This window comes from Pseudomonas sp. USHLN015 (genome assembly GCF_037153275.1).
GTDB lineage: Bacteria > Pseudomonadota > Gammaproteobacteria > Pseudomonadales > Pseudomonadaceae > Metapseudomonas > Metapseudomonas tohonis.
Genome location: NZ_JBBCKP010000013.1, coordinates 82,012 through 95,380, shown reverse-complemented (window position 1 = coordinate 95,380; position 13,369 = coordinate 82,012). Strand labels below are relative to the sequence as shown.

General features: G+C 71.2%; 7 protein-coding genes. 5 read left to right on the top strand and 2 right to left on the bottom strand.

The window, feature by feature from the left end; all coding sequences use genetic code 11:
* Window positions 1-274: 274 nt before the first annotated feature.
* Both WFQ67_RS25150 and zapE read right to left on the bottom strand, forming a co-directional pair.
* On the bottom strand, window positions 275-4,639 hold the full coding sequence (locus WFQ67_RS25150) for a DEAD/DEAH box helicase (protein WP_337058515.1): 4,365 nt from the start codon (window positions 4,637-4,639) through the stop codon (window positions 275-277).
* 61 nt (window positions 4,640-4,700) lie between these two features.
* The gene (zapE, locus tag WFQ67_RS25145; RefSeq protein ID WP_337058514.1) at window positions 4,701-5,819 is read right to left on the bottom strand and encodes a cell division protein ZapE; all 1,119 of its coding nucleotides are present in this window, start codon (window positions 5,817-5,819) and stop codon (window positions 4,701-4,703) included.
* Between the two features lie 204 nt (window positions 5,820-6,023).
* Here zapE and WFQ67_RS25140 point away from each other — a divergent pair, with 204 nt between their 5' ends.
* The 5 genes from WFQ67_RS25140 to WFQ67_RS25120 all read left to right on the top strand — a co-directional run bounded on the left by WFQ67_RS25140 (window position 6,024) and on the right by WFQ67_RS25120 (window position 13,274).
* Window positions 6,024-6,647: a hypothetical protein gene (locus WFQ67_RS25140; RefSeq protein ID WP_337058513.1), complete on the top strand. Its 624-nt coding sequence runs from the start codon at window positions 6,024-6,026 to the stop codon at window positions 6,645-6,647.
* A 678-nt stretch (window positions 6,648-7,325) separates the two neighbouring features.
* Window positions 7,326-8,438, top strand: coding sequence for a tetratricopeptide repeat protein (locus WFQ67_RS25135; RefSeq protein ID WP_337058512.1), 1,113 nt, complete (start codon window positions 7,326-7,328; stop codon window positions 8,436-8,438).
* Window positions 8,439-8,639: 201 nt separating this feature from the next.
* Window positions 8,640-9,281 (top strand): response regulator, encoded by a 642-nt coding sequence (locus tag WFQ67_RS25130; protein WP_213629452.1) that lies wholly within the window; start codon window positions 8,640-8,642, stop codon window positions 9,279-9,281.
* A gap of 9 nt (window positions 9,282-9,290) precedes the next feature.
* Window positions 9,291-11,531 (top strand): ATP-binding protein, encoded by a 2,241-nt coding sequence (locus WFQ67_RS25125; protein WP_337058511.1) that lies wholly within the window; start codon window positions 9,291-9,293, stop codon window positions 11,529-11,531.
* Between the two features lie 96 nt (window positions 11,532-11,627).
* Window positions 11,628-13,274 (top strand): hypothetical protein, encoded by a 1,647-nt coding sequence (locus WFQ67_RS25120; RefSeq protein WP_337058510.1) that lies wholly within the window; start codon window positions 11,628-11,630, stop codon window positions 13,272-13,274.
* Window positions 13,275-13,369: the final 95 nt, after the last annotated feature.

Below are 13,369 nucleotides of genomic sequence, written 5' to 3'. Positions count from 1 at the left end.
CCAGCCTACGCAGGCCTGCAGAGACTCCCCGTGGGAGCGAATTCATTCGCGATGGAGCACTGACCCACTCGCAGCCTGGTGCCGGCTTCGGGTCTTTTCGCGGCTGAAGCCGCTCCCACAGGGGCCGCCTGCCGGCGCCAACCTACGCAGGCCCGCTGAGGCTCCCCCGTGGGAGCGAATTCATTCGCGATGGAGCGACCGACCCACTCGCAGCCTCGTGCCGTCATCGGGTCTTTTCGCGGCTGAAGCCGCTCCCACAAGGAAAGAACAACGATCAGGGCCGCATCGTCATCCGCCGGGCGCCATGGCCCTGCAGGGCGCTGGCGGTCGGCTGGCGGATCAGCGCGGCCTGCCACTGACTGGCGGTGAAGCCGTCGGTCTCCTGCAGCAGGGCGAACTTGCCGGCCACCAGGGTCGCCACCGGCACGCCGTCGCGCAGGAGCAGGCGGTTGCCGGCCACGGCGGGCACCTTGGCGCCGGGCAGCAAGGTGCCCTGCAGGTTCAGCGGGTCGCAGGCGGAGAGGCCGACCAGCTCCCCCGAAAGCGGCCGTTTGCGCACCTCGCGCAGCAGGCCGACGGCTTCGGGCAGGGCGAACTGCTCGCCCGCAACGCCAGCGACGAAGCGCCCGCCACGGATCTCCCCGCGCGCTTCCAGGCGGTGATAGACGCGCAGCAGCTCGCGCCAGCTCGGCAGCCAGTCCGCCTCGCGCTCCAGCAGGCGCCAGCAGACCACGCCATAGCGGCGCAGCAGGGTCCGGGCGACATGTTCCAGGGCTTCGGCCGGCACCTGGCCGGGACGGCCCTCCTCACCGCGCCCACGCAGCAGCGACCAGCGCCCGGCATCCTGCATGCTGGCCAGCGCCAGGCGCGCACGGCGGTCGGTGCGGCTGCGCCGGGCGGCGGGCATCAGCAGCGAGCGCAGGCCGGCGAAGCTGTCGGCACTGGCCAGGCCCAGGGCCACCAGTTCGCCGAGGCAATACTCCAGTTCGCTGCGCAGCAGGCGGGTCTCCTCCAGCAACTCGTCGAAGAACAGGGCGCCCTGCCCTGCCAATACCTCGCGCACCCGCTCGGCTCGGGGCGAGGGCTCGGCGACCACCGCCGTGCCCACGCAGGCGCGCCAGAGCCCCTGGCTCTTGCGCGGCAGCAGCAGGATCGGCGTGCTGCGCAACGGCCCGCCGGCGGCCCGAGCCGGGGCGGCGAGACGACTCCAGGCGATGCGCCCGGAACGGCACAGGTCGTCCAGCCAGTCGATGCCGTAGTCGGCGACGCGGGCCGGCAGCAACTCGCCTTCCCAGGCACCGGCAGCGGCCTGGAAGCCTTCCAGCAGGCCGAGCACGCCGGCCAGCGCCTCGGCACCGCGCATGCGCGTGGCACTGGAGAGGTGCTGCCAGTCGCAGAGGAAGCGCATGAAGTCCGCCCGCTCCACCGGCTCGATCTCCCGGCGCAGGCGCTTGACGGTGTAGCGATGGATGCGCGCCAGCAGGTGCCGCTCGCACCACTCCTGCTCCCGTGCACCCGGGCTGAAGCGACCACGCAGCACATGGCCCTCGCGCTCCAGCGCGGCCAGGGCGAAGGCGATGTCGCCCGGCGCCTGGCGCAGGTCGGCGGCGATGCGCGCCAGGGTCAGCGGGCCGAAGCAGCCCAGGCGCGAGCGCACCAGCTCCAGCAAGGCAGCCTCCGTTTCCCAGCAGGTGTCGAACCCGGCCGGCGCGGTGATCGCCGGCTCAAGCGAGCCCAGCGGGTACAGGGCCAGCAGCTGCGGCAGGCGCTCGGCAGCCAGCCAGAATGCGGGGCGGCCCTCCAGGTGCAGGCAGGCGGCACGACGCGCCCGGCCCAGTTGCGCCAACCAGCCCGCCCAACCGCTATTGGCCTCCACCTCCGCCGGGGTGACGCAACCCAGCGCCAGCAGCGCCTCGTGCATCTCGTCGGCGTCGCGCACCTGGGGCCAGGCCTCCTCGGCGACGGCGGCGATGGCCTCGACGTCCAGGGCACCGAGGTCGTCGCTGGACTCGGGGTCGGTCCAGCGGCGGTTCTGCACGGCCTGGGTGCGGCGTTCCTCCAGCGGCGCATCGTCGAGGAAGGCATAGGGCCGCGCACCGAGGATCTCCGCCGCCAGCGCCGAGGGTGCCGGCAGGTCGCGGGCCACCCGCTCCACGGCACCGCTCTCCATGCGCCGCAGCAGGTCGAGCCAGGCCTCGGCGTCCATGGCCTCGTGCAGGCAGTCATCGAGGGTTTGTGCCACCAGCGGGTGGTCCGGCACCTCGCGCTCGCCCACCAGGTTCTCCTGGCAGGCCACCTGGTCGGGGAAGACGCTGGCCAGCAGGTCCTCGCTGCGCATGCGCTGCAGCTGCGGCGCCACCTTGCGCCCGCCCGAGGCACGCGGCAGGGCCAGGGCGCTGGTGGCGTTCCAGCGCCAGCGCACGCCGAACAGCGGCGCGTCCAGCAGCGCCTGGATCAGCACCTGCTCGGCGCTGCTGGAATGCAGGTAGCGCCACACCTCGTCCAGCGGGAAGCTGTGGCTGGTGGACAGCGACAGCACCAGGGCATCCTCGGTGGCGGCGGCCTGCAGTTCGAAGTTGAAGTTGCGGCAGAAGCGCTTGCGCAGCGCCAGGCCCCAGGCGCGGTTGACCCGGCTACCCAGGGGCGAATGGATGACCAGTTGCATGCCGCCGGACTCGTCGAAGAAGCGCTCCATCACCAGGCAGTCGCGGGTCGGCAGGCGCCCCAGGGCGGCCCGGGCGCGGGCCAGGTACTCGACCATCTGGCGGGCGGCGGCCTCGCCCAGGCCCAGCTCGCCCGTCAGCCAGTCGATGGCCAGCTGCAGATCGCCGTCGGCGGCGGCCAGCAGGCGCTCGATCTCCCCGCGCAGGCGCGAGACCCCGGCGGACAGCTCATCGCTGCGGCCCGGCGCCTCGCCGAGCCAGAAGGGAATGCTCGGCGGCTGGCCACGGGCGTCTTCCACCCGCACCCGCCCCGGCTCCACGCGCACGATGCGGTACGACTGGTTGCCCAGCTGGAACACGTCGCCGGCGATGCTTTCCACGGCGAAGTCCTCGTGCACCGTGCCCACCTGCATGCCCTGGGGTTCGAGCAGCACGTTGTAGTCACCGGCATCGGGGATGGTGCCGCCGGAGGTCAGCGCCACCAGCCGCGCCGAACGCCGGCCGCGCAGGCGGCGGTTGACCGCATCGCGGTGCAGGTAGGCGCCGCGCACGCCGTTGCGGCCGTTGTAGCCCTCGCCGAGCATGCGCAGCACGGCGTCGTAGCTTGCCCGGGGTAGTTCGGCATAGGGCGCGGCACGGGTCATCAGGGCGAACAGCTCGTCCTCGCCCCACTCCTGGTTGGCCACCTCGGCGACGATCTGCTGGGCCAGCACGTCCAGCGGCTGGCGCGGGATCACCAGGCTGTCCAGCTCGCCCCGGCGCACGCAGTCGAGCAGTGCAGCGCATTCGACCAGGTCATCCCGCGACTGGGGGAACAGCCGCCCCTTCGGCGTGCCGCCGACGCTGTGCCCGGAGCGCCCCACGCGTTGCAGGAAGGCAGCGATGCTGCGCGGCGAACCCAACTGGCAGACCAGCTCGACATCGCCGATGTCGATGCCCAGCTCCAGGGAGGCGGTGGCCACCAGCACCCGCAGCTCGCCACGCTTCAGACGCTGCTCGGCGTCCAGGCGCAGCTCGCGGGCCAGGCTGCCGTGGTGGGCGGCGACGGCGGCCTCGCCCAGGCGCTCGGAAAGGTGCCGCGCGGCGCGCTCGGCCAGGCGCCGGGTGTTGACGAAGACCAGCGTGGTGCGGTGCTCGGCCACCAGTCGGGCGAGACGGTCGTAGACGGTCTCCCAGGCATCGTTGCTCATCACCGCCTCCAGCGGCAGCGGCGGCACCTCGATGGCCAGGTCGCGCTCGCGGCTGTAGCCGACGTCGACGATCAGGCAGTCGCGGGACTCGCCCCCCCGAGGCGTGCCGCCGAGGAAGCGCGCCACCGCCTCGATGGGCTTCTGCGTGGCGGACAGGCCGATGCGCTGCAACGGCCGGCCGCACAGGCTTTCCAGGCGCTCCATGCTCAGCGCCAGGTGGCTGCCGCGCTTGCTGCCGGCGATGGCGTGGATCTCATCGACGATCAGGCTGCGGCAGCTGCCGAGCATGGCGCGCCCGGACTCGGAGCCGAGCAGCACGTAGAGGGATTCCGGCGTGGTCACCAGGATGTGCGGCGCGCGCTTGCGCATGGCGTCGCGCTCGGCCTGGGGCGTGTCGCCGGTGCGCACCGCGGTGCGGATGGCCACATCGCCCAGGCCCTGGCGCTGCAGCTCGGCGCGGATGCCGGCCAGGGGCTCGTCGAGGTTGATGCGGATGTCGTTGGACAGCGCCTTGAGCGGCGACACGTAGACCACGAAGCAGGCATCCGGCAGCCCGCCCTCGGCGAGGCCCTGTTCCACCAGCTCGTCGATGGCGGCGAGGAAGGCGGTGAGCGTCTTGCCGGAGCCGGTGGGCGCGGCCACCAGGGTCGAGCGACCGGCGCGGATGGCCGGCCAGGCCTCGGCCTGGGCCGGGGTGGGTGCGGCGAAGCGCCCGGTGAACCAGGCGCGCACGGCCGGGTGGAAATCGGCCAGGGCGATGTCGGCGGTAGGGGAAGTCGGCTTCATGCCGGCCAATATGCGGCCGCGCCGGCGCCCCCTCAAGGACCGCCCATCGTGCGCGCCGGGCTCAGGCGCGGCCGAAACGCGCCAGTTGCATCTCGCGCAGGCGGCTCAGGGTGCGGCGGAAGGGGAATTCCAGCCAACCCTCGGTGTAGAGCTGCTCCAGCGGCACCTCGGCCTCGATGTAGAGGGGCACGCGGCGGTCGTAGCACTCATCCACCAGGGCGATGAAGCGACGCACGCCATCGTCCAGCGGCGAGAGCTGCGGCAGCTGGCGATCACCGGCGGCCACGCGCTCGGCGCCGTCCTCGGTGCCCCGGGCGATGCGCCCTTCGCGGCGCGCGGCCCCCAGGCGCGGCACGGCGCCGAGGAGGATGGCGCCGAAACGGTCGCACAGGGCGATGAAGTCCAGGGCGGCCAGCGGCGCCTCGCAGAGCGCGGCATAGTCGCACCAGAGCGCCACCGGGCCCTGGCGGTGCACGGGGATGTCGCGATGGCCCAGGTGCAACGGGCGATCGTGGCTGGCGGCGCCGTCGTCCAGCTCGGCGAACACCGCCGCCAGCACGCTCGGGCGGCCCGGCTCTATCACCCAGTAGCGCGGCTGCGCGGCGCCGGGGTGCAGGCGGTGGTCCTGCCCGCCATCGACCGCCACCACCTGCATGTGCCGCGCGATCGCCTCGATCGCGGGGATGAAGCGCTGGCGGTTGAAACCGTCCGCATACAGCTGCGTCGGCGGCTGGTTGGAGGTGGCGACCAGCACCACGCCTTCCTCGAACATCACCTGCAACAACCCACCGAGGAGGATCGCGTCACCGATGTCGCTGACGAACAACTCATCGAAGCACAGCACCCGCACCTCCAGCGCCAACTCGCGGGCCAGGGCGCGCAGCGGGTCGGCGGTGCCGGTCAGGGCGAACAGGCGGCGGTGCACCCAGCGCATGAAGTGATGGAAGTGCAGACGCCGTGCGGGCACCCGCAGCCCCTGGTAGAAGCGGTCCAGCAGCCAGGTCTTGCCGCGCCCGACCGGGCCCCAGAGGTACACCCCGCCGATGGCACCGGCCCCCTCGTGCAGGGCCTGCTGGCACTGCTCCAGCAAGGTGGCGGCGTGCAGCTGCGCGGCATCCGGCGCGAACCCCAGGTCATCCACCGCGTGCCGGTAGGCCGCCAGTGGCGATAAACCGTCCATACCCCTCCCGCTCCGTTTGCAAACCGGCCGGCAGTCTACAAGGTTGCGGCAAGCCGGCGGCAAGACGACGGTCACGGGCGGCAACCGCTTGCCGCCCGGCACCCGCCCGCCTGGCAGCGAAAGGCCCTGGCACGGGCGTTCCGGCTGCTGGCACAGGCCTTGCTCAGCCAGCGGGCACAAGGACTTCCTATGGATGGATTCAGCATGAGCCTCTTCAGCACCGGCCTCGGTGGCCTCGACCGCTCCAAGCTGCAGGACATGACGCACACGCTCAAGCTCGTGCGTTACGGCGACGGGCGCCCGGTCCCCCCGCAGACCACGCAGCCGACCGCCACCCCACAGCCGAACCAGGCCAAGGCCGCGCCCAGGGTCGACCAGGCCGCCGCGCAACGCGACGCCGCCTACGACGAAGCCTTCGCCCGCATGCGCGTGAACCTGCAAGGCGGCACCGCCGCAGCGGCCGGCAACCAGACCACCGATGATGTCTACGCCGATGCCGGCGCAGCCGCCGCCAGTGTCGACAAGCCCGCCCGCAGCGCCGCCGCCCAGGAATTCCACGACTACATGGACAAGTCCGCCGGCGAGAAGATGCGTGACAAGATCCTCAAGGAGATGGGCCTGACCGAGGAAGACATCGACGCCATGCCGCCCGAGAAGCAGGAGCAGATCGAGAAGCAGATCGCCCAGCGCATGGCCGAGCTGGCCGCCATCCAGCAGGAAGAGGAACTGCGCAAGCGTGGCCTCGACCTGGTCTCCATCGACACCGAAGACCCGCGCCTGCGGGCGATGCTCAACCCCTCGACCCGCGCGGGGATGCTCGGCGCCTGACGCCGAGCAGCCCCAGCTGGAGCCCGGGCTACGTTCGGCTGCTCTCCCGTGGGAGCGAATTCATTCGCGATGGGGCATCCGCCACTCACGGCCCACTGCCGGCTGCGGGTCTCTCGCGGCTGAAGCCGCTCCTACGAGTAAAGCCCGCCGCGAGGCCGTACATCGCACCGTTGGTGCCGCCTGTAGGTCGGGTGCAACCCGACAACCCACACCAAGGCACAACCCGTAGGAGCGAGCTCTGCTCGCGAAGCTCTTTGTGGGAGCCAATTCATTCGCGTTGGGGCATCCGTCACTCGCAACCCGGCTGCGGGCCTTTCGCGGCTGAAGCCGCTCCCACGAGTAAAGCCCGCCGCGAGGCCGAACATCGCACCGTTGGTGCCGCCTGTAGGTCGGGTGCAACCCGACAACCCACACCAAGGCACAACCCGTAGGAGCGAGCTCTGCTCGCGAAGCTCTTTGTGGGAGCGAATTCATTCGCGTTGGGGCATCCGTCACTCGCAACCCGGCTGCGGGCCTTTCGCGGCTGAAGCCGCTCCTACGGAGAAGGCGCCCGCTTCGCCAGCCTGACGTACGGCACCGTCAATTCCCGCCTGCGGCTTGGATCGGGCGCCGCACTCTGGAATGCTATGCAGCCTCCGACCCGTCTCCCGCAATGGTTTCAAGGCTCCCTACGTTCCCATGAAGATGCGTTTCGCCCTCCTCCTGCTCGCCGCCGCGCTCTGTGCCGGTTGCAGTTCCGGCTTCCAGCCACTCAAGGCCAAGCCCGTCGTCGCCACGCGCAACCGCCCGCTGCCGCCGGAGAACCCGGTGTACGGCGTGCCCAGCTATGAAGCGCCGATGGTGTGGGTCGCCGAAGACCCGGACGACGTGAAGGGCAGCACGCGCAACATCGAGCCGCGCCCGGAACCGGCCCGGGAAATCCTCGCCCAGGCCATGGTCGCCGAAGAGATCGGCGACACCGAAACCCTCCTGGCCCGCCTCCACGAGGCCGCCGACGCCGGCAACGCCCGCGCCCACTACGAGCTGGCCCGCCACTACCTGACCGGTGAAGGCGTACCCGCCGACCAGGCCGCTGCGCTGGACCACCTGAGCCAGGCCGACGCCCTGGGCAGCGCCGAGGCCAGCCGCGTGCTGGCCTGGAACTACCTGCGCGGCACCGGGGTGCAGCAGGACGTGGAATACGGCACCCGCCTGATGGAGAAGGCCGCGCGCACCAGCGACCGCGCCCTGCGTGAAATCAGCCTGCTCTACCTCAACACCTGCGAGCCCTACCTGAACGACCCGCAGCGCGGCCTGGCGCTGCTCAAGGTGGCCAGCGACGCCGGCGACAGCGTCTCCGCCCCGCTCTACCAGCTCGCCCTGCGCCAGCAGCAGGGCCAGCCGATCGAAACCTCGGTGGCCCAGGCCCACGAACCGCTGCCGTGCCTGGCGCCAAGCATCGCCGCACCGGCCGAGCGCGACGCCACCGCCATCGCGCTGAACGCCGAGCCCGCCGAGAACGAGGCCGCCGCCGAAGCCACCAAGCTCGCCGCCCTCTCCGGCGACCTCGACGCCATGGTGCTCTACGCCGAGAAACTGCTCAGCGGCGAGTACCCCTCCACTCAGCCGGAGCTGGAGTCGTACACCTGGTTCGCCGTCGCCGCCAACCGTGGCAGCGGCCCCGCCGCCGAGCGCATCGCCAGCCTCGCGCCCATCCTGCAGAACGCCGAAAAGCAGCAACCGGGCCTGGTGGGTTCGATGATCGCGGCACTCGACAGTGCCATCCAGCCGCCCCGCCAGCAGGTCCAGTAGCGGCTTGCCTACAGCCATGGGTGTCATCCATTTCCCGGCACCCGAGGCTTTTCCGTAAGACTTCAGGCACTCGGTGGGAAGCGCCCGACGACAAATGTCGGATTGATCCGATTCCTACCGAACTGCACGCGGGTCGCGATACCCGCGTTCCCGCCATCCCTACCATGTGCGCCGTACCGATTCCGCGAGCCCTGGTAGCAGATGCACAGACGAACCCTGATAGTCGACGACCACCCCATCACCCTGATCGGCCTGCGTGCCGTGCTGAGCCGTGAGAGCTCGCTGCAGATCGTCGGCGAGGCCCACAGCGCCGACGGCCTGCTCGAACAGCTCGCCGCCCGCCCCTGCGAGCTGCTGGTCACCGACCTGATGATGCCGGACAGCCGCCAGGCGGACGGCCTGCGACTGATTGAGCAACTGCGTCGTCGCTACCCGCAACTGGCGATCATCGTCGTCACCATGCTCGACAACCCGGCCCTCGCCGCCTCGCTGCTCAAGCTCGGCATCCAGGGCCTGGTGAGCAAGCGCGGGTTGCTGGCCGACCTGCCTCGCGCCCTTGGCGCCAGCACCAGGCGCCCGTTCGTTTCCGGCTCCCTGCAGCGCCTGATGCAGCTCGGCGAAGCCGCCCATGGCAAGCCCCTGGCGCAGATCGACGAACTCTCCCCGCGCGAGGTGGAGGTGCTGCGCCTGTACGGCAGCGGCCTGGCCATCAACGAGATCGCCCAGCGCCTCTGCCGCAGCAAGCAGACCATCAGCGCACAGAAGACCAGCGCCATGCGCAAGCTCGGCCTCGACACCAACGCCGCGCTGTACCTCTACATCCAGGAAAACGGCCTGGCCTGAGGACTGCCCATGACCTTCTCCCTGCGCCTCCTCCTGCTGCTGGGCCTGCTCTCCGGCGCCGGTATCCATGCCCCAGCCGAAGCGGCCTTGAGCTGCCCGCTGCGCATCGCCGACCTCGTCCCCTGCGAGCCCGGGCCAGGGGGACGCCTCGGCGGCTGCCTCGGCCTGACCGACACCTCGTCAGGGCCCGACTACGGTGTCACCCTGTTCGACGACGGCCTGAGCCTGCTGGAGACGCTGGAGCGTTCGGACATCGACTGGCGCGACCTGCCGCAGACCTTCTGGCACCTGCTGGTGCTGGTGGCGGTGGTGGTGATCCTCTCGCTTTTGTGGAACTGGCGCCTGCAACGCCAGATCCACCAGCGCCGCGCCGCGCAATGCCAGCTGAGCGACCAGCTGGCCTTCCAGTTCTCGCTGCTCAACGGCCAGCCGACGCCCCTCTACGTGCGCGACCTCGAAGGCCGCCTGAGCAGTTGCAACCGGGCCTACGAGCAGTTCTTCGCCAGCTCCCTCGATGAGATGCGCGGCACCACGCCACGCCAGCAGGGCATGTGCCTGGCGCTGGCCGACGCCCTCGAGAGCCGCCTGCAGGAAGTGCTGGAAAGCCGCCAGCCACGCTTCTTCGACAGCTGCACCGAGGAAAACGGCCGCCCGCGCCACCTCTACCAGTGGCAGGTGCCCTTCTACAGCGCCCGCGGCAAGCTGCTGGGCGTACTCGGCGGCTGGATCGACATCAGCGACCGCAAGGAACTGGAAACCCGCCTGCGCGACGCCCAGCGCCAGGCCCTGGACGCCAGCGCGGCCAAGAGCCGTTTCCTCGCCACCATGAGCCACGAGTTGCGCACCCCGCTCAACGCCCTGGTCGGCCTGCTGGAGCTGGAGAGCCGCGCCCGGCCGGGCTCGGAGAACCTGCGCATCGCCCGGCAGTCCGCCGACGCCATGATCGACCTGGTGGGCGACATCCTGGACCTCGACCGCATCGAGAGCGGTCGCATGCAACTGGCGCCCCGCCCCGTGGACCTGGCCGCGCTGTTGCGCGAGAGCCTGGAGCTGTTCGCCGCCCGCGCCCGCGAAAAGGGCCTGGCGCTGCAACTGGATTGCGCCTTGCCGGCGCACCGGCTGTACCGCGTCGACCCCCTGCGCCTGCGCCAGGTGCTGCACAACCTGCTGGCCAACGCCGTGAAGTTCAGCGGCCACGGCACCGTCAGCCTGGCCGGCCGCCTGCGCGACACGGGCCCGACCAGCAGCCTGCTCACCCTGAGCGTGAGCGACGACGGCATCGGCATCCCCCGCGGCGTGCAGGCACGGGTCTTCGAGCCCTACCGCCAGGCCGACGCCGAGGTCGCGCAACTGCACGGCGGCTCCGGGCTCGGCCTGCACATCTGCCGCGAGCTGGTGCACCTGATGGGCGGGCGCATCAGCCTGGAAAGCGAGCCCGGCCGGGGCTGCAGCGTCACCCTGGAGATGAACCTCGACTGGCGCCCCGCGCCCTCCGCCGCGTACCGCAACGCGCCCGCCTCGGCCCGCACCGACACCCAGCCCCTGCGTGTGCTGGTGGTCGACGACCTGTCCATCAACGCCCTGGTGCTGGAGCAGCAGCTGGCCAGCCTCGGCCACCGCGCCCGCGTGCTCACCGATGGCGCCTGCGCGCTCGCCGCCTGGGCCGAGGACGAATTCGACCTGCTGATCACCGACTGCAACATGCCGGGCATGGACGGCTACGCCCTGGCCCGCGCGGTGCGCCGCCTGGAAAGCGAGAGCGGACGTGCTCCCCGGCGCATCATCGGCTACAGCGCCAGCGCCCTGGCCGACGAAGCGGAGCGCTGCCGCGAGGCAGGCATGGACGAGTTGCTGATCAAGCCCGTGACCCTCGAGCGCCTGGCCGCCGCCCTCGCCGGGCGCAGCCCCGTCGCGCCGCCGGTACCGGCCATGGCTTTCGACCTCGGCCACCTGGAACGTCTCGACCACAGCCTGATGGAGCGCCTGCTGGCGGAACTCGAGCGCAACCTGGAAAACGAACTGCAGCGCCTCGCCACGCCGCTGGCCAGCAACCGGCCGGACCTCATCGCCCAGTGCGCCCACCGCCTCTCCGGCCTCGCCTGCACCATCGACGCCCCGGGCCTCATGCGCGCCTGCGACGCCCTGCGCCAGGCCGGCATCGACGCGCCCCGCCTGGAGCGCTGCCAGGCAGCGCTGGTGGCCGAGCTGCAACGCATCCTCCACGAGGCCCGCAGCCGCCGTTCGACCTGACCACGTCGACTGCGTCGTGCTCCTGAAGCGCCACGATTGCCGCACGCCGGCCGTTGCGGTAAACAGGAGCGCTTTCCCGCCGTTGTCGCCGCACCGATGAAAAACTGGATCGCCACCTTCTTCCGCATCGTCAGGGACGACAAGGGCCAGACCCAGGGGTATCCCATCCCCTGGGCCATCGAGCGCCCAAGCCTGCATGGCTTCCTCGCCGCCTTCGCCGAGGCCCCCGGCGGCCTGCCGGACAGCGAGATCACCCTGCCCGACGAAGCCCCGACCGCCACCGGCAACGAACTGCGCTGGGCCCCGGGCGCCCTCGATGGCGTGCTCGGCCACCACGCCTCTGCCGACGATGTCGACACCGCCGACGAGGTGATGGCTGCCCTGCTCGCCACCCTCGACGATCCGACCCGAAACATGGCCCGCCTCTACCAAATGGTGGCCGACGGCAGCGTGCTCGGCTTCATCGATCAACTGGTCGAACGCCTGCAGCAGCGCCCCGGCCTGCCCCGCGCGCGACTCCATGCGCTGGCCCTGTGGCTGGCGCGCAGCAGCCCCGACCGCGGCGCGGTGAAGTTCGCCCTGGCCCTGCTCGGCGTGCTCGACAGCGGCAGCCAGCGCGAGCTGTTCATGACCTTCGGCCAGCACGAGGAATTCACCCTCTTCGCCACCATTGCCCTAGGCAACACCCTGGCGCCACCCGAGCGCGAGCGCGCCTGGTGGGCGCTGGCCCGCAAGGTCAGGGGCTGGGGTCGCATCCACCTGGTGGAGCGCCTTGCCCAGACCCCCTCGCCCGCCGTGCAGGACTGGCTGCTGCGCGAGGGCTACCAGAACTCGGTGATGGTGGAATACCTGGCCTACCCCTGCGCCGTGGGCGGCAACCTGCTGGCAGCGCTGAGCGGCCAGGATGTGGACGACGGCCTGCTCGACGGCGCCGTGGAAATGATCGAGGCACTGATCAACGGCGGCCCCGCCCAGGACATCAACGACTACGCCGACGGCGCCGAGGCGGTATTGCACCTGCTCGACCACCTGGCTCGCCGGCCGCCACGGCACCTCGGGCACTTCCTGGTGGTCGAGGGCATCCGCGACTTCGCCCGCGACCCGCACCAGGACTGGGAGCAGCTCGCCCGTCACGGGTGGACCGAGGCCTGCCGCGAGGACATCGCCCGCCGTGCCGACGCCATCCGCGAGAATCCGCAGTGGCCGCAACTGGTGCACCAGGGCCTGGGCGAGGACGAGGAACGCCTCTTCTGGCTCGCCGCCACCGCCGCCGGCCACCTGGACATCGACCCCTGGGACGCCTGGTTCGAACGCCAGCGCAGCCAGCGCTCCTCGGCCTGGTACCAGCTGATGCAGACCAACGACCCGCAACGGGCCAGCCGGGTCCTCGAACTGGCCCGCCAGCAGCTGGACCTGGCGCACATCGCCAGCGGCCCCGGCAGTGCCCTCGGCCTGGGCCCGGAATACCGCCAGCACAGCGCGCTGGACTTCATCCTCCAGGACCTCGGCCGCTTCCCCGTGCAGGGTTGGGATCTCGTCGCCACCGGCCTCGCCAGCCCGGTGGTGCGCAACCGCCACATGGCGCTCAAGACCCTCGCCGCCTGGGGTCGCAACCAGTGGCCGGCCGACACCCTGCAACTGCTGCGACGCACCCTCGACCGCGAACCCGAGCAGAGCGTGCGCGAGCGCATCGCCGAGTTGCTGCAGCCGCAGTTGGTGGAAACGCCACGCCCGCCCGAATAAGCCTGGCGGCGCTGCACACGGCGGCGTCCGCCCGACCTCCCGTAGGATGGCGTAGAGCGAAGCGAAACCCATGCGGTGGGTGTTCCGGAAGCCCA

What these genes read in the sequence shown, in the direction of transcription:
- WFQ67_RS25150 (WP_337058515.1), bottom strand. Translation starts at nt 4,639, where the DNA reads ATGAAGCCGACTTCCCCTACCGCCGACATCGCCCTGGCCGATTTCCAC.
- zapE (WP_337058514.1), bottom strand. Translation starts at nt 5,819, where the DNA reads ATGGACGGTTTATCGCCACTGGCGGCCTACCGGCACGCGGTGGATGAC.
- WFQ67_RS25140 (WP_337058513.1), top strand. Translation starts at nt 6,024, where the DNA reads ATGAGCCTCTTCAGCACCGGCCTCGGTGGCCTCGACCGCTCCAAGCTG.
- WFQ67_RS25135 (WP_337058512.1), top strand. Translation starts at nt 7,326, where the DNA reads ATGAAGATGCGTTTCGCCCTCCTCCTGCTCGCCGCCGCGCTCTGTGCC.
- WFQ67_RS25130 (WP_213629452.1), top strand. Translation starts at nt 8,640, where the DNA reads ATGCACAGACGAACCCTGATAGTCGACGACCACCCCATCACCCTGATC.
- WFQ67_RS25125 (WP_337058511.1), top strand. Translation starts at nt 9,291, where the DNA reads ATGACCTTCTCCCTGCGCCTCCTCCTGCTGCTGGGCCTGCTCTCCGGC.
- WFQ67_RS25120 (WP_337058510.1), top strand. Translation starts at nt 11,628, where the DNA reads ATGAAAAACTGGATCGCCACCTTCTTCCGCATCGTCAGGGACGACAAG.